This window comes from Bacteriovorax sp. PP10 (genome assembly GCF_035013165.1).
Taxonomy (GTDB): domain Bacteria; phylum Bdellovibrionota; class Bacteriovoracia; order Bacteriovoracales; family Bacteriovoracaceae; genus Bacteriovorax; species Bacteriovorax antarcticus.
In genome coordinates, this window is record NZ_JAYGJQ010000001.1 from 1,934,022 (window position 1) to 1,960,614 (window position 26,593).

At 39.8% G+C, this 26,593-nt stretch carries 24 protein-coding genes; 9 read left to right on the plus strand and 15 right to left on the minus strand.

Translation table 11 applies throughout. From position 1 onward, the window contains the following. Positions 1 to 46 precede the first annotated feature (46 nt). Complete coding sequence (locus SHI21_RS09505; RefSeq protein ID WP_323576134.1) at positions 47 to 463, plus strand: response regulator; 417 nt, start codon at positions 47 to 49, stop codon at positions 461 to 463. A gap of 104 nt (positions 464 to 567) precedes the next feature. Next, a complete protein-coding gene (locus tag SHI21_RS09510) occupies positions 568 to 996 on the plus strand; it encodes a response regulator (protein ID WP_323576135.1) in 429 nt (142 codons plus the stop codon). On the opposite strand, the gene SHI21_RS09515 is transcribed toward SHI21_RS09510, so the two are convergent. Further along, a complete protein-coding gene (locus SHI21_RS09515) occupies positions 986 to 1,801 on the minus strand; it encodes a hypothetical protein (protein ID WP_323576136.1) in 816 nt (271 codons plus the stop codon). The two genes, SHI21_RS09510 and SHI21_RS09515, sit on opposite strands and share 11 nt — an antisense overlap. Next, the gene (locus tag SHI21_RS09520) at positions 1,798 to 2,301 is read right to left on the minus strand and encodes a hypothetical protein (RefSeq protein ID WP_323576137.1); all 504 of its coding nucleotides are present in this window, start codon (positions 2,299 to 2,301) and stop codon (positions 1,798 to 1,800) included. The genes SHI21_RS09515 and SHI21_RS09520 overlap by 4 nt, the downstream gene beginning before the upstream one ends. Before the next feature lie 163 nt (positions 2,302 to 2,464). Between SHI21_RS09520 and SHI21_RS09525 the strand changes: the two genes are divergently transcribed. Together SHI21_RS09525 and SHI21_RS09530 are read left to right on the plus strand one after the other, a co-directional pair. Further along, entirely contained in the window at positions 2,465 to 3,139 is a 675-nt protein-coding gene (locus tag SHI21_RS09525; RefSeq protein ID WP_323576138.1) for a tetratricopeptide repeat protein, read from the plus strand. A gap of 37 nt (positions 3,140 to 3,176) precedes the next feature. Beyond that, positions 3,177 to 4,295 (plus strand): outer membrane protein assembly factor BamB family protein, encoded by a 1,119-nt coding sequence (locus SHI21_RS09530; protein ID WP_323576139.1) that lies wholly within the window; start codon positions 3,177 to 3,179, stop codon positions 4,293 to 4,295. 86 nt (positions 4,296 to 4,381) lie between these two features. Here the strand turns inward: SHI21_RS09530 and SHI21_RS09535 are convergent, their stop codons facing one another. From SHI21_RS09535 to SHI21_RS09595, 13 genes are all read right to left on the minus strand, one after another. Next, positions 4,382 to 5,311: a hypothetical protein gene (locus tag SHI21_RS09535; RefSeq protein WP_323576140.1), complete on the minus strand. Its 930-nt coding sequence runs from the start codon at positions 5,309 to 5,311 to the stop codon at positions 4,382 to 4,384. 132 nt (positions 5,312 to 5,443) lie between these two features. Next, positions 5,444 to 6,418 (minus strand): deoxyhypusine synthase family protein, encoded by a 975-nt coding sequence (locus SHI21_RS09540; protein ID WP_323576141.1) that lies wholly within the window; start codon positions 6,416 to 6,418, stop codon positions 5,444 to 5,446. A 25-nt stretch (positions 6,419 to 6,443) separates the two neighbouring features. Then, a complete protein-coding gene (gene speA, locus SHI21_RS09545) occupies positions 6,444 to 8,372 on the minus strand; it encodes a biosynthetic arginine decarboxylase (RefSeq protein ID WP_323576142.1) in 1,929 nt (642 codons plus the stop codon). Positions 8,373 to 8,454: 82 nt separating this feature from the next. Next, positions 8,455 to 9,375 carry an endonuclease/exonuclease/phosphatase family protein gene (locus SHI21_RS09550; RefSeq protein WP_323576143.1) on the minus strand — a complete coding sequence of 307 codons (921 nt, stop codon included), beginning with the start codon at positions 9,373 to 9,375 and terminating at the stop codon, positions 8,455 to 8,457. Continuing rightward, entirely contained in the window at positions 9,372 to 10,100 is a 729-nt protein-coding gene (locus SHI21_RS09555; protein WP_323576144.1) for a hypothetical protein, read from the minus strand. The genes SHI21_RS09550 and SHI21_RS09555 overlap by 4 nt, the downstream gene beginning before the upstream one ends. Before the next feature lie 8 nt (positions 10,101 to 10,108). After that, positions 10,109 to 11,446: an ABC1 kinase family protein gene (locus tag SHI21_RS09560; RefSeq protein WP_323576145.1), complete on the minus strand. Its 1,338-nt coding sequence runs from the start codon at positions 11,444 to 11,446 to the stop codon at positions 10,109 to 10,111. Further along, positions 11,446 to 11,925, minus strand: a complete 480-nt coding sequence (locus SHI21_RS09565; protein WP_323576146.1) for an acyl-CoA thioesterase — start codon at positions 11,923 to 11,925, stop codon at positions 11,446 to 11,448. Before SHI21_RS09565 ends, SHI21_RS09560 begins: the two co-directional genes overlap by 1 nt. A 23-nt stretch (positions 11,926 to 11,948) precedes the next feature. Continuing rightward, positions 11,949 to 12,788 (minus strand): metal ABC transporter permease, encoded by an 840-nt coding sequence (locus tag SHI21_RS09570; RefSeq protein ID WP_323576148.1) that lies wholly within the window; start codon positions 12,786 to 12,788, stop codon positions 11,949 to 11,951. Next, positions 12,788 to 13,618: a metal ABC transporter ATP-binding protein gene (locus tag SHI21_RS09575; RefSeq protein WP_323576149.1), complete on the minus strand. Its 831-nt coding sequence runs from the start codon at positions 13,616 to 13,618 to the stop codon at positions 12,788 to 12,790. Before SHI21_RS09575 ends, SHI21_RS09570 begins: the two co-directional genes overlap by 1 nt. Further along, complete coding sequence (locus SHI21_RS09580) at positions 13,618 to 14,484, minus strand: metal ABC transporter solute-binding protein, Zn/Mn family (RefSeq protein WP_323576150.1); 867 nt, start codon at positions 14,482 to 14,484, stop codon at positions 13,618 to 13,620. Before SHI21_RS09580 ends, SHI21_RS09575 begins: the two co-directional genes overlap by 1 nt. A gap of 50 nt (positions 14,485 to 14,534) precedes the next feature. After that, on the minus strand, positions 14,535 to 19,733 hold the full coding sequence (locus SHI21_RS09585; RefSeq protein ID WP_323576151.1) for a hypothetical protein: 5,199 nt from the start codon (positions 19,731 to 19,733) through the stop codon (positions 14,535 to 14,537). 231 nt (positions 19,734 to 19,964) lie between these two features. Then, positions 19,965 to 22,223, minus strand: a complete 2,259-nt coding sequence (locus SHI21_RS09590) for a hypothetical protein (RefSeq protein ID WP_323576152.1) — start codon at positions 22,221 to 22,223, stop codon at positions 19,965 to 19,967. A 128-nt stretch (positions 22,224 to 22,351) separates the two neighbouring features. Beyond that, complete coding sequence (locus SHI21_RS09595; RefSeq protein WP_323576154.1) at positions 22,352 to 23,437, minus strand: tRNA dihydrouridine synthase; 1,086 nt, start codon at positions 23,435 to 23,437, stop codon at positions 22,352 to 22,354. Positions 23,438 to 23,488: 51 nt separating this feature from the next. Between SHI21_RS09595 and SHI21_RS09600 the strand changes: the two genes are divergently transcribed. The 5 genes from SHI21_RS09600 to SHI21_RS09620 all read left to right on the plus strand — a co-directional run bounded on the left by SHI21_RS09600 (position 23,489) and on the right by SHI21_RS09620 (position 26,567). Further along, the gene (locus SHI21_RS09600) at positions 23,489 to 23,971 is read left to right on the plus strand and encodes an HAD family hydrolase (RefSeq protein WP_323576155.1); all 483 of its coding nucleotides are present in this window, start codon (positions 23,489 to 23,491) and stop codon (positions 23,969 to 23,971) included. A 17-nt stretch (positions 23,972 to 23,988) separates the two neighbouring features. Next, positions 23,989 to 25,452: a signal recognition particle protein gene (gene ffh / locus SHI21_RS09605; protein ID WP_323576156.1), complete on the plus strand. Its 1,464-nt coding sequence runs from the start codon at positions 23,989 to 23,991 to the stop codon at positions 25,450 to 25,452. A gap of 81 nt (positions 25,453 to 25,533) precedes the next feature. Further along, the gene (gene rpsP / locus SHI21_RS09610; RefSeq protein ID WP_323576157.1) at positions 25,534 to 25,776 is read left to right on the plus strand and encodes a 30S ribosomal protein S16; all 243 of its coding nucleotides are present in this window, start codon (positions 25,534 to 25,536) and stop codon (positions 25,774 to 25,776) included. A 44-nt stretch (positions 25,777 to 25,820) separates the two neighbouring features. Further along, a complete protein-coding gene (locus SHI21_RS09615; protein ID WP_323576158.1) occupies positions 25,821 to 26,060 on the plus strand; it encodes a KH domain-containing protein in 240 nt (79 codons plus the stop codon). A gap of 135 nt (positions 26,061 to 26,195) precedes the next feature. Beyond that, a complete protein-coding gene (locus SHI21_RS09620; RefSeq protein WP_323576159.1) occupies positions 26,196 to 26,567 on the plus strand; it encodes a response regulator in 372 nt (123 codons plus the stop codon). The last annotated feature ends 26 nt before the right edge of the window (positions 26,568 to 26,593 follow it).

Below are 26,593 nucleotides of genomic sequence, written 5' to 3' on the forward strand. Positions count from 1 at the left end.
TGAAATAATCATTAAAAGTCGCAAATGCATGATGATGGGGAGTTCTATGGAAAAAGTTAATATTCATGGAAAGTACGATGTCTTAATGGTCGACGATAATTTAGAGATTTGTGATGTCATGAAATTTTACCTGAGAAGGATTGACACGATTAGAAGTATTCTCACTGTTCATGACGGCATGAGTGCCACTCAGAAGCTGCGCAATCAGAGCTTTGATCTGATCTTACTTGATATGAAGCTACCGAGAAAAAATGGCTATGAAGTGCTGGAGGAGTTTAGGGAGAATCAGTTCAATAGCATTTCTAAGGTTCTCGCTATATCCGGGACGCTGAGTACAGATATTTTAACCATTGCTGCTTATCACGGTGTGAGATCGTTTTTAGTAAAGCCATTTAATGAGGCCCTCTTCAGAGGAAAGATTGGGGGCATACTCACTTTGGAGGAGGAAAAGAATGTTTCGTGAGCACTGTCATTGTTAGGCAATTATGACCATTCAATATTTTTTATGTAATTTTTATGAGCTATGGAAGAATAGACTAAAGGACTTTTGTCAGTGGGAGTTTTGAAATGCTCGAGTTACTTAATAAATTCGGTCTCTATAATGTTTTAATGGTCGATGACGACCTTGAGCTTTGTGAAGTCATGAAGTTCTATCTTTCAAAGATTGATTCAATTAAGAGCATTGTAACCGTTCACGACGGAATGAGTGCTGCTCAGAAAATCCGCAATCAAAAATTCGATCTTATTTTACTCGATATGAAAATGCCTAAGAAAAATGGTTATGAGATGCTGGATGAATTCAGAGGGAACCCTTTTAATTCTGTGAATAGCGTTGTCGCCATGTCGGGGACGATGGATATGGAGATCTTAACCATTAACACGTCTAATGGGATTAAAACATTTCTGATTAAGCCTTTTACCGAGGACTTATTCTTAGAAAAAATTAAAAAAATTATTACGATTGAAGCGAATAAAGTTGGTAGAGCTACCAGTTGAAAACGTAACTTAACATTGTACTGTAAGCATTCCCGCTCAGGTTTTCAAAACCGTATCGGCCAGGGACTAAAGGAGAATACTTCGTTGTATTTTTATCGAAGAAGGCCACTGAGTGGAATAAAAATTCTAAACCGATATAAGACTCTTTAAGCTCAATAGGGAATTCAAGTCCGAAACCAGCTCCAGCACCAAGACCGCCACCTTTATCATTGGGAACTTCTTTTTGATCGACGTATTTGTTAGACGTATACCAGTATTCCATACGTGCAATCAGGTAAGGGTTAGAGTAAGTGATGGCCGTTCCAAGGTTGGCCGTGTCGATATAATACCTATAAGCAAAGAACACTCTAAGCATGCTGACTTCAACCAGACCAGGAGGGCATCCATTAGGAGCACACTTGGCACTTGTTTTATCAGGGAACGCTAGAACGGCATCTTTTAAAAACATTGAGTGTTTTGAAAATTCTAATCCAAGTCCATAAGCAGATTGGAAGTCTTTGAAGAATGTGAATGATAAACCATAAGTAGGAGGCAGGTTTTCGTAAGCAAGACCGCGGTTCCCGTCAAATGTTGTTAGACCAAGTGAAAGGTTGAATGAAAAGAATCTTCCATAGCGATAGAAGCGTTCGTCTTCAACGAGTTTTGCGCTTTCTACATCTTCGTTAAAATCAGTAAAGATATCTCCACCAACATTTAAGTCATCATCATCCGCCGAAAAAATATCGTTGGAAGCTTCTTGCGCGTGAACGTTAACGGTTGTTGCGGCAAGGAGGATGAATAAAAGTGTGGTGATAATTTTTTTCATAGGTAAAAGTGGATCCCTGCTACGAGAAAATTATTTCCAATTGTTTCAAAAACAAAATCTTTTTTCTTGTTAGCTGAAACACCGAACTCAATACTAAAGCCCAGTGAGTTTAAACCTGTAAAATGGAATTCACTTCCGAAACTTAAATCGAATTGGAAACCTGAATAGCTTTTTCCGTCGATTTTGTTTTGAATAAGAGCACCAGCTCCAGACATATAGAAATTTAATTGTGGTTCATCGAAGATATTGCGGTAAAGCTTGATTCCTACGCCGTATCCACCATCTTTGTCAGATGTTGAAAGTCCGGCCATTCCACCGTAAGCAAATGAGCGACTCTTTTGCATTTTGAACGATAGTGCAGGGAAATTGTTTTTGAGTTGGTTTGTCATCCCGACACCCAAGCGGTTAGTTTTTTCTAACGCGTGAGCTCCTGGAACAAAAAACAGCAAGCATAATGCTAGTAGAGCGCGGCCCATCATGGGCATTTTCAGTTTTTGCATCGGTACAATCCTTTCTACCTAATCAATGTCAGATGTGCATCTTGTTAGATGATCATTTATATATTTATTTATTCTAACTAAGCTCTCTATTTTTGACAACTTAACAAAGGCTTTTTACAATAACTTTGTTAAAAAAAAACACAAACTTAAACCTGGGTATTAAATGAATAGTACAACGACGACTTCTGCTAACCACGAATTGATTAACGAAAACAAGATTCAAGGCTCAATTGCTAAGAATAAAGCAGCAATTTACACGATTTTTGGTGTGGTTGTAGCACTTGTAGTTGGTTTCGGACTATTTAAGACATTTGCGGACAAATCAAAAGCAGAATACAACTCAAAGATCTTTGCATTTGAGTCGACTACTCTAAAAGACTATATCGCTAACCCAACTGACCCAAAAGCGGCAAAAACGCTTGAAGATGGTGTTGGAAACCTACATATGCAAATGGGTGAGTATTTAGGACTACTACCTGTAGTTATCAAAGCGAGTGACGCTCTAGTGGCAAACTCACACTACACAGAAGCAAGATCACTTCTAGCTATCGGTGAAACTATTGCAAGTGATCCTTACTCAAAATACTTCATCCTAAGCCGTCAGGCCGTTGTGTATGAAGACCTTGGAGAAGATAAACTAGCAATCGAAACGCTGGAAAAAATGACTTCTCAATCAGTGAAAATTTTCGAAGGGAAAACTTACCTTGATCTTGGACGCCTTTACTTAAAAGCTGGGAACAAAGAAAAAGCAAAAGCTAGTTTCACTCACGTTGTAGAAAAAGCAAAAGATGAAGTTGAATTCGTAAAAATTGCTCAGCTTTATTTAGCTAAGATGTAATTGATTCCTTGTTGCTCCTTTTATTTGGATACTATAAATGAAAAAATATACCCTGCCTTTAGTTCTACTTTTTGTTGTTGCACTTTCATCGTGCTCGACAATGAAGCAATACGCTCCGAAAGCTGATGTGGCAGAAAAGGCGAAACTTACTCCATCATGGATTAAGAACCTTGACCCTGTGTATGACAGTGGGAATCTTCCTATTGGCCTTCAGTCTCCGTTAATCAACGAGGGGATTGTCTACGCCGGCCATAACACTGGTTACATGCAAGCTTACGAATTAGAAAATGGGAGAGTGATCTGGAGTGAGTTCGACGGTTCTGCTTACCATGCAGGAGCGATCGCTTACAAAGATCAGGTTATCTACGGAACAGTTCAAGGCCGAGTAATTTCTCGCCATGGCATCCTTGGAACAATTAAGTACTCAGTTGACCTGGGAGCTTCAGTTGAAACAAAAGGTGTTGTTTATAACGGTCGCATTTTCTTCCAACTAAGAAACCACCAGGTTTTCTGTCTGGATGTTGAAACGGGAAAAATCATCTGGGGATATAAGCGTTCAGTTCCATACTTAACGACACTTCAGAGAGCTTCGACTCCAGTAGTTTACAAAGATAAAGTTCTTGTTGGTTTTGCTGACGGAACTTTTGCGGCCCTTTCAGTTGATGAAGGTGTGCTTCTTTATGAAACAAAACTTACGACAGCGACAAAGTTTGTCGACGTTGATAACGCTGCTTTCATTTACGCTGACAGAGTTTACATCTCTCCAGCTGGTGGACACTTAAGTTTAATCGATCCAAATTCTGGGAAGATTTTAAGAACGTCAGACTTTGCGACATCAAGAGCTCCGGTTCTTCGTGATGACCAGTTAATTTTCGGAACTCCAAATGGAGAGATCGTTTTAACTGATAAAAATTTAAACCCACTTAAGACTATTAAAATCTCTAAGGGGACTATCACTTCAATCGTTCCTTATAAGACTTACTTTGCTGTATCAACAACAGCGGGTGAGATTAAATTATTGGATCAGAAATCATTGGAAGTGGTGGAGACGTTTAGTTTAGGTCACGCGTACTCAGCAGTCTTTGGGGACATGATGAGTACACCAGATGCGCTAGCGGTTCTGTCTTCTAGAAATCGTCTTTTTATTTTTAGGTAACATGTAGACCGAACTCTATTTAAAGTAGAGTTTGGTTTTACTTCTTCGAAAGAAGTAAAAAAGATCCGCAGGATCTTTTTTTCGGTCTACTTCGCTGAACGTAGGTGGTCAAAGTATTCACGGGCCCACTCTACGTTCAGTCTTGTCATCAACTCATTAGAGTACGGCGCAGATACATCTTTCTTTTTTTCAACTGAAGCAATTGATCGAGTGATTTGTGGTTGGATTTTTTCCACTGCAGTTACCAGCGCAATATTTGAAAACACTGTCGTTTTAAGAAGTGTGTTCATATTTTTTTCAGCTGGAGGAAAGTTTGAATTCTTAATATGCGTGATCATATTTTCATAGATGTAGTAGTTATCACTCACACCGTATTCACATAGCTCTCTGATTTCAGCATATGTTTTAGATAAGTGAATATCTAAAGCAGTGTGAACCAGTTCATTCATTTTTGAATCATTAAGTTTAGATCCTTCAGAGCGGAAGATATCAATCACCTTCGGAGTGACTTCATTTTTCGCTAGAGGAAGAGAGAGTTCAGGGTGATTTGAAACATACTCAGCATCGTTGAGTTTTGTTGAATCATAGACAAACTTTTTCGTGCTTTTCGCAGAGACGCGAGACGAGAATCCTGCCGGTCTTCTATCGTTGTGCTCTATTAGTGAATTGTGGAAGTGCGGGCAAATTGAAACTTTCGGAGCATCAAACTCAGAAGCGTACTTATTCATACTTTCGTATTGTCCAAATAGAGTTAAGAAATAAAGCTTCTTGTTTGAAAGAGTCGCTTCATCACTTTGAACTGATTCAACACTTACACCTTTATCAGCACTCGCTGGAAGGCGAGATCCTTTTTGCGTTGTGAATTGAAACCCAGAAGTTGTGATCTCTGGAACCTGGTTTACACCGTATTGTTTGGGAGTATAGCGGGACATCTTAGTCTGGTAACTTTCCGGGCTTGAGCATGATGCCAGCACAGTTAAAGATACAGTCATTAATACAAGGGTATTTTTTTTCATAAGAAGCCTCTTTGCTTTAATCCCTGGCCCAAAAAGCTGGCAGAGATAAAAAGTTATCGGCGGATTATGAAAAAAACTTACGAGTGAAAGTGAAGAATTTTTCGTTCACTCGTAAGTATTGAGGTTTTTTAATTACTGGCCAAGTACGTAGGCAAAAACTAGCGGTGCTACAATCGTAGCATCTGATTCAATGATGAATTTTGGAGTAGATTTATCAAGTTTTCCCCAAGTGATTTTTTCATTTGGAACCGCTCCAGAGTACCCACCGTAGCTCGTTGTTGAGTCAGAGATCTGGCAGAAGTATCCCCATAGTGGAGTGTCTCTCTCAAGATCTTGTTCAAGCATTGGAACAACACAAATAGGAAAGTCACCAGCGATACCACCACCAATTTGGAAGAATCCAATTGATGAGTTTTTAGAAACTTCTGTATACCAGTCAGCAAGTCTCATCATTGTCTGGATACCAGAGTTCATTGTGTGAACGTTTTTAATTCTTCCGTCCATACATGCAGCTGTGTACATGTTTCCGTTAGTCGAATCTTCCCAACCTGGTGTGTAGATTGGAAGATTTTTTTCCATAGCAGCCAACATCCAAGAGTTTTTTGGATCGATTTGGTATTCTGATTTCAGAGCACCTGATCTTAAAACTTCCCAGAAGTAGTAGTGTGGTGGGTGAGACTCACCAGCAGCATCAGCTTTTTGCCATTCTTTGTTAATTAGAGCTTCGATCTTTCTCATCGCTTCGTGTTCAGGGATACACGTGTCTGTTACACGGTTTAAACCCTTTTCAAGAAGTGCCATCTCATCGTCAGCTGTAAGTGCACGCCAGTCTGGAATGCGGTGGTAGTGATCGTGAGCTACAAGGTTATAGATATCTTCTTCAAGGTTTGCACCTGTACAGCAGATTGCATGAACTTTGTCGTTTCTGATCATTTCAGCAAGAGAGATTCCTAGTTCTGCTGTAGACATTGCTCCAGCAAGAGTTACGAACATCTTCCCACCGTTGTTTAAGTGAGTTTCCCATCCAACAGCAGCATCAACTAGTGAAGCCGAGTTAAAGTGTTTGTAGTTTTTTACAATAAATTCCGAAATAGGTCCGCGTTTCATAATTACCCCTGTCATTCTCGTTTATTTACTTCAAGTATGTATAAGATTTTAAGCAGCTCTCATAGAAGTCTACTAATCTAACACCTTCACGTGGGTTGATTTTCCCCGAAGCGATTTGGCGGTCGATGTTCTTCTTCATTGTGTAGGCCATAGCTTCCGGGTTGTACTGCATAGCTGCCAGTACTGATTCAGAAGATGATCCTTTAATAACTTCTTCAATGTAGAAATCTGTTGGATCCTCATCATCACAGAAAACGTGGACTTCATTTAAGCGTCCAAATAAATTGTGAAGATCTCCCATTACGTCCTGGTAAGCACCCGTTAGGAATAATCCAATATGATATTCTTCATCGGGTCTTAGCTCGTGAAGAGGAAGAAGATTTCTTGTTTCATTGATATCGATGAACTTGTTGATCTTTCCGTCAGAGTCACAAGTAATATCTACAAGTGTTCCTAAAACTTCTGGTTTTTCATTTAAGCGTGTGATCGGAACGATTGGAAGAAGTTGTCCAATGGCCCATAAATCCGGCGCAGATTGAAAGATAGAGAAGTTACAAAGGTACTGAGGAGCAATCCCTTCGTCGATGTCGTAAAGATTCTCAGGAATGAATTCCATTGTAGGAAGTAGTGCTGAAATCTTTTTTGTGATCTTCCAGAAAAGTGTCTCAATGCGAGCGCGCTCTTCTAACGTCAAGATACCAAGTCTGAAAGCGTTGATTGTCTCACGCTTAAAGTCCAGAGCATCGTTATAAACTTCCTGAGCGTTTTCTTCATTGATAGTATCAAGAAGGTCTCTCATGTTGGCCACTAAGCTGTGGTCACCAGCAACAACGTCAGTTTTATAATTCGTGAATGATGTTTCGATTTTATCGACAACATTTGTAATCACGCATGAGTGGCGTGCAGTAATCGCGCGACCTGACTCTGATACGATATTTGGGTGTGGTACTTTTTCAGCATCACAGATTTCTTTTAAAATATAAACAATGTCAGAAGCGTAGTCAGCTAGCTTGTAGTTCATTGATGAATCACTTGTCGATTGTGAACCGTCATAGTCAACACCAAGACCACCACCAACATCGAAGTACTCAAGAGGAGCACCGATTTGAACCAGCTTCGCGAAAATTCTTCCACCTTCGCGGATAACTTCTTTAACGGTTCTGATGTCAGTTACCTGAGAACCAATATGGAAATGAAGAAGCTTAAGTGAGTTGATGTAACCTTCGTCTTTTAGGATTTGAACGCAAGTTAAGATCTCAGCAATCGTTAAACCGAATTTTGCCTTTTCTCCACCTGAGTCTGCCCATTTTCCAGAACCTTTAACAACCATCTTCGCACGAAGACCGATGATAGGCTCAACGTTCATTTCACGAGAAAGTTTTAGAAGTGTATATAGCTCTGAGAACTTTTCAATAACGACGATCGCTTTTCTTCCCAGTTTATTTCCAAGAAGAGCAAGGCGAAGGTATTCTTCGTCTTTGTATCCGTTAAGAATTGTTAGTGCATTTAAATTTTCATTGTAAGCTAAAACAGAAAGTAGTTCTGGTTTTGATCCAGCTTCTAATCCGAAATCGTAAGGCGCCCCAGCGTCTACAATTTCTTCAACAACTTCTCTCATCTGGTTAACTTTAATTGGATAAACGCCTTTGTACTGGCCGTTGTATCCTGCTTCACGAATAACATCTCTAAAAGTTTCATTGATAACTTTTACGTGTGATCTTAAAATATCGTGGAAACGAATAACGATTGGCAGAGGAATGTTCTGCGCTTTCATTTCTTCTAAAACTTCGGCGATATCAATACGTGGACCGTTTTCTTCACGGTGTGGAAGAACACAAAGGTGTCCTGCATCGTTGATATCAAAATACCCATCGCCCCAACGGCTGATATGATAAACACTGTCTGCCTCTTCCTTAGACCAAGGCTTAGGTGTGCCTGTTTTTTCGTTTTCCATGTCCGTGTCACCTCTAGTAAAACCAAAATTTTATTAAGGCCAAAACATAACGTATTTGGGAGGTTTGCACAAACAGTAATTCTTAAATTTTAAGGGTAACTACCACTGGGTAATGGTCTGAGGGAAGTGCGTACCTTTGAAAGGTATCCTGTGGATAGGGAACGACCACCCCGTGGACGTCACGGTAGTGATAAATGCCCGATTCTTCTTTTTGAACCTTAGAGTGAAGCTCGGGAGGAAGCATAATATAATCGAGCTGTGAGGCCTCTCTGACGTTTTCGCGGTTAAAATGAAAGTAGGAAAATCTATTTTCCGCCGGCTCGCCAATGACTTCCAGCACATCTTCCAGGTCACTATTGGTGTAAAGATCTCTGAATTCTGGCTCTGTCAGGTGTCTTTGGGCCTGACCGTTAAAGTCACCGCTGATAATAATCGGCACACCTGGAAACTCTTTGCGTCTTTGATTGTAAGTTTCCACTAATTTTTGCAGCTCTGCTTTTCTTCGAAGCTGGCCGTTATAATCGATTCCTTCTTTATCGAGTTTCGACTTTAAATGCACCAGCATTAAAATATATTCTGTTTTGTTGTCTTTTAATAAACGAAGTTCAGCGATATCGCGGGAAAATCTGTGGAGCTTTAATCTCTTCCCTTGAGTCTGATGTTCAGTGATCTCGTGAGGGTAATTAAAATTCAGAGGAGTTTCTCTGTGGCTTAGTAGCTGGTGAAAATGGCCAAATCGTTTATGAATTAAATAACCCATTTCAATACCGCGGTCTGAATTCCCCGGTAGAAGTGCTGTGTAGTAAGCGTCGTTTAAATAACGTTTATTAAATAAGTCCAGACTATGAAGTCCACCGACTTCAACCAGCATCACAATATCAGCATCGATTTCTTTAATCGTTCTGCCGATCCATTCAACTTTATCCAGAGGTTTTTTATAACCCTCGCCCGGGCCTTGATTCATGAGAAAAAGATTTTCAACGTTATAGAGACAAAGTTTCAATTACAGCTCCGACCAAATAGTATTGGTTTGTAAGTTTTAGAATTTTTGTCCCAGATATCCATGCAATGGTAGCTTTGATAAAAAGTCGGCGAGGGCGCCTCACGCATAAAAAGATCGACTTGCTCTTTCAAGCACACAACTTCTTTTGGCAGCTCTTTAACAATCTGTGGTTTGGTAATTCGGATGTCGCCATCACGATTGATTAAAAAACCATAGTACTTTCCATCATCTTCTTTTAAATAATGAAGTGACCCATTGTCCATAAAAGTCGGGATATCTCCTCTGGGAACAACCATTGAGAAGACTTTTTTATTATTATCTACTAAAACCACGCGTGGGAAATAGATGTTTGTGTACTCTTTTAATTCACTGGATCTTAAATTTTTTCTAAACAACTCACTGATGTAAAACTTGGAAGCTTCCTGTTTATGTTGCTTGCAAGGAGAGTCCCACATCATGATGCGCGGAAGAACTCCGGCCTCTTCCATGGCCCAACCGGCCACAGGAACGCCATTGTTTTTTTGAAGATCAGCGTTGAATTTAGATTCTGAAATTTTGCTGCGGTTAAATTCATCAAGACTATCAAGCCACTGACGTCTCACTTCGCCAGTGTTTTTCTGGCAGTAAGCATTTTCCGGGCAACCTGGGTATTCTACTTTTGAGTATTCGAGTGCCGCAAAAGAGGACGTGATCGAAAGCATAAATGAAAGTACGATTAAGTGCATGGGCATCCCTAAAACTGATACTTAAATTTAACCTCATTTTCGATGGAATTTCTAAACTTATTTCGTCCTTCCATCCAATTAATTTCGCTGCGCCAGCCTTTGAGTTTAGCGAATAGTCCGAAAGTCGCTCTATCGAGCATTAAAAACTCCTGGCGAGGAGATTTTCTGCCTTTGAAGTTGATGTCCTTAAGGAAGTCTTTGAATAGCTGAAATGGGTTTAAATCACTTATAGGACGTGTTCCCGGTAGCGTGTATGGCTCATAAAGATCTTTGATGAGCCTGTAGTGACGAGCAAGCATTTCCTCTTCTTCGTCAGCTTTAAACATGTCGAGTTTTTTAGCGATCTGAGAATAGATGTCCAGACGGTCTTCTTCTAAGGCCATTAGTAGACCGACGTAGTCGACAACAAAGTCGTGATCAAATTCACGAGTCGATCCAAAATCCAGAATGATAATCTTATCTGGTTTAAAAAGATAATTCCCATTTTGCGGATCTGTGTGCAGGCGTTTTAACTCAAACAATGAATAGAGGTAACTTTCGTATAACGAAGTCCCCAAAAAGTTTTTCTGCTCATCAGTGTAGTGGAGACTGTCTTCAAAGGAGTCGCCTTCCACCCATTCCATCGTGAGAATCTGCTCTGAGCAAAATTCTGGATGAACCGCAGGAATCACAATCATTGGGAATTTGTCTTTGTACTGCTCTTTGAAGTATTGCAATTGCTCCATTTCATGGAGGTAATTGCATTCTTCTAATAAAGACGTTTTAAGTTCTGCAATCATGTTGTCGATGTTGGGTTTATTGGCATAAAGCAAATGAACCAGTTTGTCGATCTTGTGCAGATTTTGAAAATCATACTTAATGGCATTGACGATTTTCGGGTATTGAATTTTTACCGCGACTACTTCGCCAGTGTGCAGGCGAGCGCGGTGAACCTGACCGATACTAGCAGCAGCGACAGGTTTAAGATCAAATTCTAAGAATAGTTCTTCTGGAGATTTCTTGAAATTTTCAAGAATCATTTTTTTTACTTCTTCAGTGGGCATTGAAGGGGAGTTCTTTTGAAGATCGCGAAAAAGCTCCGTGATCTCTTTTGGTAAAAACATATCTTCTGAAATCGAAATCATCTGGCCGAGCTTCATCATCGCGCCTTTTAATTCACCCATGGTCTGGATAATTTCTTTGGACGCTTTAATTTTTAACCCCATATCTCGAACTTCCGGATTTTTATCCAGAAGATCCTGCGCTTTATTTTTTGCCATATCCACAGCAAGTTGCGCAGACGCCTTGGTAAGGCTTGTCCCTACACTCAAGAAGCGTGAAAGTTTAGAGGATTTAAATTCACTCATTATCTTTTCTTGTTTTTCTTCATGTCTTCGATGCGCTCTTGTCCGTCCTGGTAACGTCTTTTTTCGTCATCAGTTTCAGGGATTAATCCTCTGATTTGAATCGGGCGACCGATATCATCAAGAGCTACGAAAGCAAGGTAAGCTGTTGTCGTGTGTCTTGTGATTCCAGTGAATGGATTTTCAGCAATAACTTTTACACCAACAAGCATCGATGTTTTTCCCACGTAGTTAATGCTTGCTTGAATAAGCGCGTGGTCCCCAATTTTCATTGGAGCTTTAAAACTAATATCATCAACGTGGACTGTTACAACCGGACGGTTCGAATGTCTCTCTGCAACCATGGCAGCGGCCATATCGATCCATGACATAACCACGCCCCCGAAGATCGAGTTTTGTGGGTTAGTGTCGTTGGGCATAACGAGAAAACGCATTTCAACTGCGCTCTCGGCAACAGTTTTTGGTTCATTTTGATTTTTCATGAATTCCTCAAAAAGATTGTTTCTTATCTGAGTAAATTATAAACTCTTTTTATAAAAAGAGATATAACTAGTGCCGTAAATAGAACGACCGCCAGAGTGGCCCCGCTGGGAAGTCCAAAGGCATTTGCTAGGACAATTCCAATGATGGCCATGACTGTTGAAAAAATCGTACTCACGACAAATGTCTGCACAATATTCTTAGAAAATTTAAGTGCGAAGAAGCCGGGAACCAATAAAAGTGTTTCCACCAGAACCGTTCCAGCGAGTTTAATACTCGTAACAATTAAGAAAGCGAGTAAAACAAAAAAAGTGTAATGGTAGATCTGCGCTTTAATTCCTGAGGTAATTGCTCCTTCTTCATCAAAAGTAAGAAACAACCATTTTTTTAATGGGATCAAAATAACCAGCGCAGTTATCAATAAAATTCCAAATGATAAATACAGGTCTTCAACGGTTAAAAGCAAAATATTCCCGAAGAGAAAGCTGAGTAGATCACTTTGATCTTTAGCAAACAGAGTGTGGATAATAATACCTAAGGCCATCGTCGATGTATAAAAAATCCCGATCATAGAATCATTGGGAAGTTTTTGGCGAAACGTTGAGTACGCTAAAAATAGTGTGAGAAAAATAGTGATGAGTAACGTCGATACAAACAATGGCAGAGCTTGTGCTGCTTCAAATAAACTCATCGAAATCGCCAGACCCAGTAGAGTCGAGTGAGAGATGGCCGCACCCATAAAAGCATTTTTTCTGGCAATGATTAAAGGAGAAATTAATCCGCAAGTCAGTGCGAGAAAAATCGTTCCCAGTAGAGCGTAAAGTAAAAAATCGTATTGGAAAAAGTCGGTAATCATAGAACTCATTACTTTCTCCTGATGAACGTATGAGCGTCCGCTTTCTTTTCACCATGATCATGATTACAGAAATGGTGGTCGTGAGTGTGCTCAGTTTCCAGGTCTTTTTCATGAATCAAAAGATGCTCAAATTCACAGTGATAAATATCTTCCAGAATGTTTTTTGTCAGGAAGTCACGGTGGTCATGCCAGTGGTGATGACGGTTAAGGCATAAAATATTCTGACAGCTCTTGATGATTTGATTGATGTTGTGATCGACAATCATGACAGCAGTGTTGTCACGTTTTTTAATCGTTTCAATCAAAGTTAAAAGTTGATCCTGTCCATTACTGTCGAGACCTTTTGTCGGCTCGTCTAATAAAAGAAGTTTTGGTTTTTGCACCATCGCTCTGGCAATCAGGACTCTTTGCTTTTCACCACCAGAGAGTTTCGATAAAAGGGCATTTTTCTTATGAGTCATGCCTACAAGTTCTAAAAGCTCGTCTACTAATTTAGGGTTCTTAATTTTATAAAGTGAAACCGTGAAATCTATGAACTCATAAACTTTCACTGGCATCGTTGCGTTTAGTTCACTGCTTTGAGGAACGTAAGAAAATAAGTTGTAAGGATATTTGGTGTAACCAGATAATGGTTTTTCATCGAAATAAAGTTCGCCACTCGTGGGTTTTAAAAGTCCCGCAATGATTTTCATCAGCGTTGATTTACCGCCACCATTGGGGCCAAGCACACCTAAGCTTTCACCTTTTTTTAAGGTGAATGAAATATCTTTTAAGATAGGTTCGTCATGACCTTCATAGCTAAATGAAATTTTGTCAGCTCGAAGAATGATATCGTTCATTATTTAATGACCTTAAGCTTGTCGTTAAGCTCATTTAAAATAGGGAAGTAACTTTGAGTTTCAATTGGTGCGGCCGTATCAATATTAATTGTCAGGTCGTTTTTTCTTTTTTTCGACATAATATTTTGAGGGACATTAATGCTTTTTTCTTCAACCCAGATGACCTGTGGTTTTTTGAGAGCATCATATAATTTCTTAACAGAAGTCGGTGTGGCCTCAGAATGGTGACCCGATCCTTTGATGGCCACAACATTTGCAGAGTTCTTGCTTAGAGTTTCTAATAATGGAAGTAGAGCATCGTGAGTGAGAACCACTGGCAGCTTAAGAGCAGTCAGAGTTGTTTGCAGGTCATTTTCAATTTTCACCGCTTCAGTTGAACAAGATTTTTTGCTCGGAAGAACGATTAATAAATTGCTGGCAATCAATTGCTCTTCAAGTCTCGTTTTTAGTGCACAGTAAACTTTTGGGTATAACCAAAAATGAGAAAGTGCTTCATGAGTGGCCCTTGGATAAAGAGCGTACTCGTTTTTATCCATTGGAAGATTAAGTGTTTTAAGGGCAATGATTTTTGATCTTTGGTAATTAACTTTTTTAATCCATGGATTAAGTTCCACAGGTCCGGCGATTAAAATGTCGGCCTTAATAAGACTTTTTACTTCAGCAGACGAGGGCTCGTACTCATGAGGGTCACCAGCGATGGCCACCAGGTTTTGAAACTTAAAATTCAACATACGATTTTCAGTGAAAATCGTATGCGCCAGAGCGCACAGCTGAGGGTGAGAACACGAAACAATCGTATCCGCTTTTACCGCTGGTAAGTAGTTGATTAAACTCGTGAAAATGGCCAGTTTTAAGATGTGTCTCATAGGCGGCCAATCTAACAGAAAAAAAGGGCGTTGCAAAGCGTTTATGCGAGCTATTTGCAATAGTAGTGATTGTCCCAACGGAAACCATTATCAAATGGGAACTTACCAACGTTTGTACTACCTGGTTCCGAATCAATAATTGAGTCCACGATGCTTATTGGGAATGTTAGAGTCGACCCATTCGTTGTTGAGTAGACAGAGTATGGCTCAGGAGGGAATTGTCCGAATGATCCACCGTTACCGACAGTTGCATTCAAGCAATAAGCTCTACCAAGTTCTTCAAGTTTTAAGTAAGTTGAAGTACGCATTTTTGGTTCACCAGTGTACTGGTTGAAATCGATTTCAGCTTCAGTTCCAGTAACGATTAATCCACCACCTGGCTGAGTATCGCCAACACCTTCGCTTGAAACGAATTTGTTGAAGTACACGTTTAAGTCTGTACCTGTTGGAAGTTTACAAGTTGTCACACCACCAACAGTTGAAGCAGTTGCCGAACAACACTTCGCTGCTGACGTCGTTGTTTTCCCTAATGGAGTACAACAAGCAAAATCTTTGGCAGAGAAGACTGCACCGTGAGCGAGTTTATCCTGATAAGTGACACGGTTGAAACCTGCACTATCTCTATTACCATAACCTGGCATTGTATCGCTGGTGCTTCCACCTTCTTCGTCATAATTTAGAACCGTATCGTAAGCATTACGGAATGACATGCGCTTGCTGGTTTCAGCTAGGGTCCCATCCAATGGCTCATATTCAAACTGAGCTCTTGTCTGGATAGAAGAATTAAAAATTCCTGGGACAAGTCTATTTTGATCCGAGTTACAGTAAAGTGGCTCATAAGTAATTTGTGGAATACCAATCAGCTCGAGTTTCGCTAATTTTGTTAAGTAGTAATATGGATTCCCTGGAGTTGTTACTTTAGTTCCTTTTGTCGATTCGATCGTTCTGAAATCGATAACGACAGAAGCGTATAACCAGTCACGTCCCGGAACTGCACCTTTGTTACCACTGTAGGCCTTAACGTGGATAACCGGACGATTACCAGTTTTTGTTCCAGCGGTAAGACACCATCCTTCATTAACTCCGGCACCCATTTTATCAACTGGCTGACCAGAAGTTGTAATGTCTGTGACTAGAGGACAAGTCGCGTTTCCATATCTTGAACCTGTAATATCGACAACGAATGTACTTTCATCTTCTCTAACATATTTTACCCATACTTTTGAAATAGTAGGAGCGCATGGTTCACCAGCAGCGTATCCACATGGGTGTGAAGCAAGCCCAGTTCCTGTGTAATAAGGAATGTAAGCAGGAAGGTATAAACTCACGCCGTAGTCGAAGGCCTGATCAATAAAAAATGTTAATGGACGTTTTGATCCATCAGGGAAAATGTAAAGGTCATAAGGAGGCATTTGCGGGAATGTAAAAGCAAATGGCTGATAAGGTACATCTGCATTCATTTTGAAAGTGTAGTTACCACTTTCAAGATCACCCACTGGCATTGTATCAAGACGTGTCTCTCCATTTGCTGGTTGGTAAGATCCAGATGGGAAAGAGTAGTCAGGCTCTACACTGTTTTTTGGATTATAAGATTCTGGTTGAGTAATTGAATAACCAGAAACATCTTTATAAAGAATTTGCATACACCCGGCCTGTCCAGGTGACTTACAAAAGTATTCATACTCGCGCTGATAAGTTGATTGAACAACCATATCGGCAGCGTTACCAAAACTGCTGTAGTCTGATGAAGCTAGTGGAGAGCGGAAGTTTAAACATGTAAAGTTTGACGTCTCTAGTGTTAAACGATTTTTTACTTTCCAGTCATGTGTTCCGTCAGCGAATTTTCTTACCCATCCGCCACCACAACAAGTCAGTGATCCTGTCTCATTGATAACTTTCCACTGGTTTGCAAGTGGAGTTGAGTTGGCGTTTACGTTTGGAATTGTACTCGCTAAAGAAAGCGCCGTAGGTGATGTTGAATAACGCGAGTAACGGTTAGTTGCAGATGGATTTAAGTAACTTAATTTTTTCGTATCAAGAGTTACGTTTGTTCCCATGTTTTCAGGAATAATTGATGATGGCCCTGACGTAAACATCGTAAAGTCTTTTCCGATTTCACGGCAGCAACGGTTCTCACTTAATTTATAGTCTTTATAATTTGTTGCTCCAACAGCAGGAGCAGGTGTCCCTTGTCCGCAAATAAGAGATTCTTGCCAGTAGTTTTGTTCTGCGCCCGTTCCACCAAAATAGGCAAGTGCCATTGATGAAGCAGCATCTTCGTGCATTTTATTCGGCCCACAATCAAGGTCTGTATGGCAAACAGATCCTGCTCTTCTTAAACAAGCATCAGCAGCAAAAATCGGGTTAGTGATATTGCTTAGAAGCTGAAGAGATCCACCTTCAATATTGGCGAAAGCAGAAATTAAAGTCGTGCTGTGTTTTGCTTCAGCACCACAAGAGTTCTGAAGTCTTTTTGCCGTTGATGGAAGAGGAGTTGTGCTGTTGTATGGAAGGTAGTTAAGGTCATCACCAAATGCCGGACATGATGTCGTTCTTCCAATACCAGCGGCCGTTGAATCACATGAAGCAATCTGGTTGATATAGTCTGTTCTTTTTGCTGTATCAGGATTTGAGTGAGCAATCGATTCAGTTGTCGATAGAGATTTACCTGGTCTACAGATCCCCATATCATCAACTTCACTCGCATTTAATCCTAATGCATCAGAAGCACCATTGTTTTTAATGTTAGCGATGATTTCAGTTGCAAGAGTTTTAGTTGCTGTTACATATTTAAGCGGACGACCTAAAACGTTTGTGTCCATACCAAAGAAGATGTTATCAAATTCATTTGGAGAGCGTACAAGTTCATCGTTAAAACGATTTGTTGTTAAAGCTGCACAATAGAAGTTAGGCGCACATGTTAAGTTCTTTTGATTGAATTTTCCATTAAGGGCCGTGTAGTCGCGAACACATGGAGCACCAGCACCACGGTACACGCAACGTTTAGGGCTTTCTCCAACAGTTGTTGTCCCTGCAAGGATTTCAAAAATTGTTCCTACTTTTTCCTGAGAAGCGATTTCATTTCCGGCAGCATCATATAATGGCCAACGAGATCTGTATTGAGAAACGTCCGCACATGTATACTCCCAACCAAGTTGAGTCACACAATCAGTGTCTGTTGAACACTGGTGGTACTGCTGACAAGTTCCTGCAGTGTTTTGTTTTGCATCTGTAATGGCAAGAGTAGGGTCGTAGTCGAAATCGGCCGCAACACTTGCTGAGACATCAGGAATGATATTAACCACTGTATCTGTACGATCAGCTAAATCTAAGAATGAACTGTTGTAGGCCAGGTATAATTTTGTTGTCGTCGCAGTAACTCTTCTTCCTGTACCAACTGCAAACCAAGAGACACCATCAAAAGATCCAATTAAGGCCCCTTTATTAAATCCATACCAGTCTTTTTGGTAACCATTAATATAGAAAGCTGACTGAGTTTTTAATCTGTTCATGCGCTGAGCTTGAACTGTTGATTCTTTTTTATGAGTAAAAGGAATCATTGTGACAGGCAGGTAACAAGCACGTCCAAAATGTGTATCTTCATAATTACCTAAACTCGTATTGGTCGAGTAAGTATCTCTTGAAGTTGTAAATCCTGAAGCACGTAGACCAACACCGCCAGTACTTACCGGGTGAGCAGTGAAAGACCTGAACCAGCTGTCTTTTGCACAACTCGAACACGGCGTGAAGTATCCGCTTATCGCAGATAAAATATAAGTTTTTCCAAGTTCAACGGCCACCATTTTAGAAGGCTGAGTTTGAGTCAGACCAACATTCATGCGACCTAAAACTGAGTTAACGTTATAGCTGTTATTGACTGGAGAAGCTTTATTGGCCTCATCAAGGTAGTAGAAATCTAATCCTTCCTGAAGCACAGTTGAAGCAACACCAGTTAGTGAATCGTAGCTTGCTCCCGTTGTTGAGAAGAATCTATGAGGAGCACTTCTGCTTGAAACCGAAACATTTAAATTAGTAATTGGCCCGATTGGATTTTCTGGAACTGGAGTGTAACAGTAAAAATCGACAATGTTGGCCACTGTTTCTACTGAAGACTTATAAAGAGGTCTTACTCCCCAGTCAGGGCATTTAATAGCTCTTTCATCATCAGTATAAGTTGTTGGGCAACCACAAGCGATAGCAAGTTTCTTTTTAGTTGATTTGAAATCACTTTCAGCAGCACCTGGAAGACATAGGTTATATGTTCCGGAAGTCGCAACTTGATTAATACACTTATAGTCTGCAAGGTAGGCGGCTACACGTTGCTCAGCTGTACTCAACGGTGTTGATGTATCAGGAGTTGTCGGTGGAGGGTTGTGAGAGATGTTCGTACAAATATTAAAAATATTGGGGTAGTTTAAAAAACTTAATGGATTAGAAGCGTATTCACTCATCGCCTGAGGGTATTGTGGATCAGATGATGCCATCGTTTTTAATGTCGCATCCTTCACACATTGCCCTTCTACACAACAGTCAAAGCCTTTCGCTTCACACGAGCTGTTCGCGCAAGTTGATCCTGATGAACCAGAGTTTGATTGAAGGTCAACTTTAAGACCGATAGAAGAAAAAGTAATTTTTGTCGTAGGGATTTGAGCAATCGTAAGATTGGCCAGGTTGCTTTGAAATAATTTTAGTGAAGCAGAAGTTAATTGTGTTGTCCCTAAACATGACGGGCAAATTTCACTAAGTGAATAAGCAGCAGCACCAGCGCTCACACCATCAATAGTTGCCGTTCCACAAGTGGCAACGTTTTCAGCTCTACTTGGAATATCAATACGGAAAAGTCTTTCAATTGATTGAGTTTTATAATTATTTACAGAACTAGGAACTGCACGAATACGTAATTGCTTATAAGAAGCACCGTAGTTGGCGACCAGGCAGTATGATTTTTGATTTTGGTAATAAGCAAGATTGTTTGTTGGATCAATACTTAATAAAAAACTGTGAACGTTTGATCCGCGAAGATAGATAATGCTGTCGCTGTTCATGTTAACAGTAATTGTCCCTGTGACTTTAGCAGAAGTGAACCAGTAAAGGGCCTCATCGCTGGCGAAAGTAGGAGGTGTTCCAGTTGTAGTTGTGTTGGAAGATGCAGTCGTCGATTTTTTCTTATTTGCTGGTTTCTCAGCAATACAACTTTGTAAAAACAAAGCTGTTATAATTATAAATAGGATGTTGTGTACGTTCTTCATCAATCTACTTATCGTCCGCTGTAAATTATCAGTTAAAATCTTTAAGTTACGTGAAGGCTATAGGTATATTTTACCTTTCTTATCCGAGTGGGACGCACAGTTTTTATGCTATTTCAGTGGCATGACTAAGCTCTTAGAATTAAAAACATTTTTGGGATAAAGCAAATTTTTGGTGAAATATGGAAACATTGAGGATGCCAGCAATCGGTGGCAGCAGACTAAATTGCTTGCCTATAGACCGAAATTAAAGCCGTTAGAGCTAGAAGTCATCGATGGAAGTGTCGTATTTGTTGCAAACGGATTTCCGTAAGAAAAATAGTTGTAGTTATACATCCACGGAGATGAATTGTAGATGTCGACATTATGCAAGTACTGCTTCTGCATAAGCGCCTGGTCAGTCAGAGTCTCAATATTATTTTTCATCTGGTAGTTACCAAACCAGATTGGAAGAGCATTGGGAAGAATTGGAAGAACACCTTCTCCAACAACTCGCCATGTAGACTTCTTTTTTACTGCCGTGTAACCAGTAGGAGACTTGGAGTCGTACTCAACATAATTGTCTTCGTGGTATTTTTCCCACTTCGCATTTTGTTTTGAAGCGTACTCTTGATTTTTTACTTTAACAGTATACTCGCTGGTAATACTGCCACAAATCTCAGGGTAGCTGCGACTAATGGAACTGTTGTTATTACATGTATCAGTGAAGGTCTTCATTCTTTCCGGGCCAAAAGTACAACCTTCTTTATCCATCGGCATTTTTATTTCATGTGCATAAAGAGCTTTGGCAATCAGACTTGTCGAATCACTTAGGCCTTCAATCTTTGAGAGTGTCATGAATTGAGTTGTACAAGAATTTGCACTCATTACCAGACTTTCATCATAATTGCTTCTTACGCTACTTTTTTCTTTTTCACAGCTGCAAAGATATTTTTCAGCAACGTACTGTTTTAAATTTTCAGTGGCAGCAAAGTCATTATCACCAGCGAGTTTTTGAATTTTTACATTCAAGTCAACTACCTGATCATAGTGAGTGTTCTTCATTGTTTTAATTTGAGGGATAAGTTTCTCAACCAATCCTTTACAGACTTTAATTTTCGCTTCTTCGTTTTCAACTTTTACTGAACTGTCGAAATTACAATCTCTATTAAAGACAGCAGCGTCTTTTTTTGCACCATCAATGGCATCTTGCTGAATTTTTTGTGCAGCAACAGCACCTTCTTTGGTTTTAAGATCAATTCCAAGAGCGGCCATTGTATCTTTCGTGGGCTTTTCGTAAAAGAAGTTTTCAACACCGTTAAGGTCCGTTTCTTTTAAAAGCATTGTTTCTTTTGTTTTTTCTTCAACTGATTTTTTAGTCAGGTCCTCAACACTCGTCTGTGATGCTCTTAAGTTTTCTTTGATCGTCTGGTTGATTAAAGTGTAGTTTTGCGAGTATTTAGCTAATTTTGCCTGAGTTTCAGCAAGAGACTTCTTAGTTACTTCTATTGATTCTTTCGATTTATCTGTATCGAAGTTCGTTAAAGTCTTTTCCAGGTCCGTTTTATTATTTTCTTTTGCAATCTTGATAGCATTGTCACTCTTCTTAACTGTCTGAGTGAATTTTGCAGTTTCAGTACCGATCGATTCGATAAGTTTTTTTCTATCTTCGGGATTTTTTAAAATTCTTGCACATGCATCCAATGAAGGTTTTGTATCTTTATTACTTAAACACAGAAGCAAGTCTTCTCTTGAAATCTCTTTCGATAATAATTGAGTCATCAAAGGAGAGTCTTTATCCAGAGAATTCAGCAACGTTTCCGGAGAAATATCATTCGGGATATCGCTTACAATTTTTTTAACTTCCTGTTTTAAAGATTCCTGATCATCTGCCGGCAGACTTGAAGAAACTTCCTGAAAGTTTGTCAAAGATTCCTTAAGTTTTTTGACTTCACTATGTTCAGGATTTTTATCGGCCTTAAACATAGAGGTTAGACTATTGGAAATGTAAGTAAGTTTTGTTTCTGGTTTCGCAGGCGCAACTTCTGGAGCTGCAGCTGCTACAGCGTCTTGTTTGTTAGCAATTGAAGAAATGGCATTTAACATAAGGCCATGTCTCATAACAGATTTTGCATCATCTAATTTCTTAGCAATGTCAGCGTTACTTTTTGCATTATTCGCTGCTGCACTGGCGACACTTTCAAGGTAGCGGTCTTTAATCGCCGTGACGTCATTGATTAAATTATCGTAGTTTTGCAGGTCCTGGATTTGTTCTTTGTAGATGGCGATCTGCTCGAATTTGTCTTTGTTGGCGTCTTGAAGTTTCGCCATCATCGTTTCAGCACCGTTGGCACAGAAGGCACCAGGGTTGTAACCGTGAGGAGTCGTTTTTTCGTTAAAACGGTTTTCTGGTTTTACTCTCGTTTTGTCTTTTTCCTGTGCATATAAACTCACTGGCCCCAGTGCAAGACTAGCGCATAAAGTGAAGGTGAATAGCTGGTGAAAAGACTTCATAGTGCCTAGCTTATCGGTAGGTCGAGCAAAATACTAAAGTATTAAATGAAATGAGGTTAAGACCTTGAATTTAATTCAACATCTATGCAAAATGCATTTAGCAGAAGGTGACCGGAATTTTTGGCAGTTTAGCCGTGGCCAGAAGTCATGAACGAATCATGGTCTTGAAGTCTTTTTCTTTGATCTTTAAGCGAAGTGAAAAATTCTTCTGAGATTTTGATTGTTTCATTCAGGTCTGGAGTTTTGAAAATCAGATCCCTAAAATAGCTGACGTTATTATATCCCGCTGCCATCCAGATTAAATGTTTTCTGATTGAAACCAGAAGAGTGTGATCGCTATGAGCGTAGTCGCGTGAGTACTCGATAAGTTTTTTAATAACTTCTAAATGGTCTTCAGGAGTAAAGAACATATCATCAGTAGGAAGCATGTATGGTTCTAAAAATAAAAATGGATTTCTTAAAGGACCACGTCCAAGCATCAAAGCTGTGCACTTTGTTGTGTTCATTTTTTCTTTAACAAAACTCACTGTGTGTAAATCACCGTTACCGATAATATCCAGAGGAGATTTCGCTCCTAACTGCTCAAGGTATTCCCAATTGGCAAGGCCTGTGTACTGTTGAGCGCGTGTGCGTCCGTGAACGGCAACAAACTCAATTCCTTCTTCTTTTGCAATGTGAATAACTTCTAAAGCGTTGATCGTATCGTGATCCCATCCCGTTCTGATTTTAATCGTCAGTGGAAGTTTAATCGCTTTTTTTATCGTGCTGAAAAAATGCGGCAAGGTGCTCGTGTCTTTTAGTAGTGAAGAACCTGCTCCAGTTCCCACAACTTTTTTTACCGGACAGCCCATATTGATATCAATAAATTTTGGATTAAAACTTTCTGCGACTTTAGCAGCTTCGGCCATGGCCTCAGCACCTTCACCAAAAAGTTGCAGACCAATATTTTTTTCACGTGGATCAACTTTTAACATTTCTGTTGTACGCACGTTTTTGTAATTGATTCCGTGACAAGAGATTAACTCACTAACAGTTCCACCAGCTCCAAGGTCTTCCATCAGCAAACGAAAAGGTGCAGTACCAATCGATGACATGGGTGCCAGTAGTAGAGGTGAGTCAAAAGAGAGTGACCCCATTTGAATAGGTTTACGACGCGCCTTTAAGATGTCGATTTTCTTTTGAAGTTCTGGAGTAAATGGTGCATTCTTTGTCATGAAAAAATAGGTAACAGAGACTATGACGTCCAGTCAATGGAATCGCAAAAAATGAAAAAAATTTCATCCTCAAAAATGGTTATTTTTGATCACGACGGTACCCTGGTGGATACGGAGACTCCTGATTTCAAAGTTTTCCCGGGAATTAAAGAACTTTTAGTTGATTTAAACAACGCTGGTTTTGAGATGGCCGTTTGGACTGCCAGATCACATCGCTCAACTGTTGAGAGCCTAAAAAATGCTGATATCGCAAGCTTTTTTGGAGAAATCTACGGGCACGACGACGGAATAAGCAAGCCTCACCCAATGGGCCTTTCGCAAATCACCAATGGAATTGATCGTGAATCGGTGATTCACATCGGCGACAGTCTCGGAGATCTCGATGGAGCAAATGCTTTTGGAATTGCGGTCATCGCGGCTTGCTGGAATAGCACAAATCAGGTAGAAATTTTCAAACGTAAAACGCCTTTTGTTGCCATGACGCCCGCAGATTGCAAAGTAATCATCGCCAAAAAATTTAACGTGAACTTGTAAATATATTAGGAACTGACATGTTTGATACTTTAAGTGAAAAATTTTCGAATGCTTTTAAATACGTTCAAGGGAAATCAAAAATCTCTGAGAGCAATATTGAAGACACTCTAAAAGAAGTCCGCACGGCGCTTTTAGAAGCTGACGTAAATTTTAAAGTTGTAAAAGATTTCGTGAACGCTGTTAAAGAACAAGCGATCGGTGAAAAAGTTATCAAGGGTGTAAACCCAGGTGAGCAATTCGTAAAAATCATGCACGATGAGCTGGCGAAAATCATGGGGGACGCCAATGAAGAAATCAATCTTGAGCGCCCGGGAATCGTTCCGATTTTAATCGTCGGATTAAACGGACAAGGGAAGACAACTTTCTCTGGAAAACTTGCTCTTCACTTAAAAAATAAAAGAAAAAAAGATGTGCTTTTAGTTCCGGCCGATACTTTTCGTCCAGCTGCTAAAATGCAACTTCAAACATTAGCAAAACAAATTGAAGTTGATTGTTTCGACTCTGATTTAAGTATGCACCCAAAAGACATTGCTCTTGCTGCTATTGAAGAAGCACAAAAGCGTCACAAGTCTGTTGTCATCATCGATACTGCAGGACGACTGCACGTAGATGCTGAACTAATGGAGCAGTTAAAAGAAGTAAAAGCTGCTCTGGCATCAATGAACCCGGAAGTTCTGATGGTAGCTGACGCTATGACAGGACAAGCTGCTGTAGAAGTTTCTAAAACTTTCCACGACGCCATCGGTGTAACGGGAATTGTTTTATCAAAAATGGATTCAGACGCTAAAGGTGGAGCTGCTCTTTCTATTCGTCACGTAACTGGTGTTCCTATCAGATACGTTTCAATGGGCGAGAAGATGAAAGACCTTGAGCTTTTTCATCCGGATCGTTTAGCAAAAAGAATTTTAGATATGGGAGATGTTTTATCTCTCGTAGAAAAAGCACAAGATAACATCAACGAAAGCGATGCTGAATCGATGATGAATAACTTTAAGAAAGGAAAATTCACTGTTGAAGATTTCTTAAAGCAAATGGACATGATGAGCAACCTTGGCTCAATGGCCTCTATTTTAAAAATGATCCCAGGAATGGGTGGAATGCTTCGCCAGATTGGGGATTTATCTCCAGCTGAAAACGAAATGAAGCGTATGAAAGTTATTATTTCATCAATGACCAAAGCTGAGAGACAAGATTACAAGTTAATCAAAGAGTCTCGTATGAAGAGGATCGCATCTGGTTCAGGATGTACTGAGCAGGCCGTAAAGGACTTCCTGGGCAAGTTCAAGCAAATGGAACAGATGATGGGTGGAATGTCTGCTATGATGAATGGCGGTGGCTTTCCGGGGATGCCAGGCATGCCGGGAATGGGACCTAAGAAAGGCTTTAGACAAGACCCTAACGCTATGCCGGATTTTCCAGGAATGGGCGGCAAAGAGAAGAAAAAGGGTGGAAAGGGACCTTGGGGAAAGGGTTACTTTTAATATTAAGCTTTTATAATTGACTAATTGGCCCAATTGTTTTATTTATTTGAATCTGTTTTTTTACTTTTAGGAGAATTTTAGATGTTAACTGTTAGACTATCGCGTGGTGGAAGAAAGAATGATCCTGTTTACACAATCGTAGCTACTGACTCTCGTAAATCAAGAGATGGTGGTTTCCTTGAGAAACTTGGTCAATACAATCCAAAAGACGCTACAGCATTAAAGAACGTAAAAGTTGACCGCCTTAAAGCTTTACTAGCTACTGGTGCAACTATTTCTGATACTGTTAGAACACTTCTTAAGAACCAAAAGATCGCTCTTTAATTAGCAAATTTGCTTTTTATTAGATACGTTTTTGGAGGTTTCTTGTGAGTGAACTAAAAGACCTTATTAGTTATGTAAGCAAAGCGCTTGTTGACATGCCTGAAGCTGTTTCAGTTAATGAAATTGTTGGAGAGCAGACAACTGTGATTGAACTTAAAGTGGATAAAACCGATTTAGGTAAGATTATTGGAAAACAGGGCCGTACTGCTAGATCACTAAGAACGATTCTAAACGCAGCGTCGACAAAATTAAAGAAGCGCTCTGTTTTAGAAATTATTGAATAAATTCTGTTTATTCGCCTATAATTCAAGTCGAAATGAAGAAGGAAGCCTTTTTGGCTTCCTTTTTTTTTATGATTTATTACAAGAGCTTAGCGCTTTTTACTGTCTAAAAAATCCGAAAGTATCTAAAATAGAACAATGAAAACTACACCGATCATTCTTATTGTAGACGACGACCCCGACCTCTTGGATATGTACCAAGAAGTGATCGTGTTGGAAGGAGTAAAAACAATTACCGCTCTCTCTCCGAAACTGGCCCTTGAATGTTGTAAGAACAATCCCGGAATCCAAGTCATCATTTCAGACGCCCATATGGGAGATGTTTCTGGAATGGATCTCTTAAAAAGCCTGAAAGATTATTATGAAACCATCCCCGTGTTCTATCTTTTGACGGGTGCTTTCGATATTAATGAAGCCGAGATCATTAAAAATGGTGCAAGAGGGCTCATTTTAAAACCATTTGACCTAAATGAAATTTTAGAGAGAATTAAAAAGGATATTAAATTCTAAAATTTTAAAAGTTGGGTTCATGGAAG

Coding starts and splice junctions, on each gene's coding strand:
- SHI21_RS09505 (WP_323576134.1), top strand. CDS start 47: ATGGAAAAAGTTAATATTCATGGAAAGTACGATGTCTTAATGGTCGAC.
- SHI21_RS09510 (WP_323576135.1), top strand. CDS start 568: ATGCTCGAGTTACTTAATAAATTCGGTCTCTATAATGTTTTAATGGTC.
- SHI21_RS09515 (WP_323576136.1), bottom strand. CDS start 1,801: ATGAAAAAAATTATCACCACACTTTTATTCATCCTCCTTGCCGCAACA.
- SHI21_RS09520 (WP_323576137.1), bottom strand. CDS start 2,301: ATGCAAAAACTGAAAATGCCCATGATGGGCCGCGCTCTACTAGCATTA.
- SHI21_RS09525 (WP_323576138.1), top strand. CDS start 2,465: ATGAATAGTACAACGACGACTTCTGCTAACCACGAATTGATTAACGAA.
- SHI21_RS09530 (WP_323576139.1), top strand. CDS start 3,177: ATGAAAAAATATACCCTGCCTTTAGTTCTACTTTTTGTTGTTGCACTT.
- SHI21_RS09535 (WP_323576140.1), bottom strand. CDS start 5,311: ATGAAAAAAAATACCCTTGTATTAATGACTGTATCTTTAACTGTGCTG.
- SHI21_RS09540 (WP_323576141.1), bottom strand. CDS start 6,418: ATGAAACGCGGACCTATTTCGGAATTTATTGTAAAAAACTACAAACAC.
- speA (WP_323576142.1), bottom strand. CDS start 8,372: ATGGAAAACGAAAAAACAGGCACACCTAAGCCTTGGTCTAAGGAAGAG.
- SHI21_RS09555 (WP_323576144.1), bottom strand. CDS start 10,100: ATGCACTTAATCGTACTTTCATTTATGCTTTCGATCACGTCCTCTTTT.
- SHI21_RS09560 (WP_323576145.1), bottom strand. CDS start 11,446: ATGAGTGAATTTAAATCCTCTAAACTTTCACGCTTCTTGAGTGTAGGG.
- SHI21_RS09565 (WP_323576146.1), bottom strand. CDS start 11,925: ATGAAAAATCAAAATGAACCAAAAACTGTTGCCGAGAGCGCAGTTGAA.
- SHI21_RS09570 (WP_323576148.1), bottom strand. CDS start 12,788: ATGAGTTCTATGATTACCGACTTTTTCCAATACGATTTTTTACTTTAC.
- SHI21_RS09575 (WP_323576149.1), bottom strand. CDS start 13,618: ATGAACGATATCATTCTTCGAGCTGACAAAATTTCATTTAGCTATGAA.
- SHI21_RS09580 (WP_323576150.1), bottom strand. CDS start 14,484: ATGAGACACATCTTAAAACTGGCCATTTTCACGAGTTTAATCAACTAC.
- SHI21_RS09585 (WP_323576151.1), bottom strand. CDS start 19,733: ATGAAGAACGTACACAACATCCTATTTATAATTATAACAGCTTTGTTT.
- SHI21_RS09590 (WP_323576152.1), bottom strand. CDS start 22,223: ATGAAGTCTTTTCACCAGCTATTCACCTTCACTTTATGCGCTAGTCTT.
- SHI21_RS09595 (WP_323576154.1), bottom strand. CDS start 23,437: ATGACAAAGAATGCACCATTTACTCCAGAACTTCAAAAGAAAATCGAC.
- SHI21_RS09600 (WP_323576155.1), top strand. CDS start 23,489: ATGAAAAAAATTTCATCCTCAAAAATGGTTATTTTTGATCACGACGGT.
- ffh (WP_323576156.1), top strand. CDS start 23,989: ATGTTTGATACTTTAAGTGAAAAATTTTCGAATGCTTTTAAATACGTT.
- rpsP (WP_323576157.1), top strand. CDS start 25,534: ATGTTAACTGTTAGACTATCGCGTGGTGGAAGAAAGAATGATCCTGTT.
- SHI21_RS09620 (WP_323576159.1), top strand. CDS start 26,196: ATGAAAACTACACCGATCATTCTTATTGTAGACGACGACCCCGACCTC.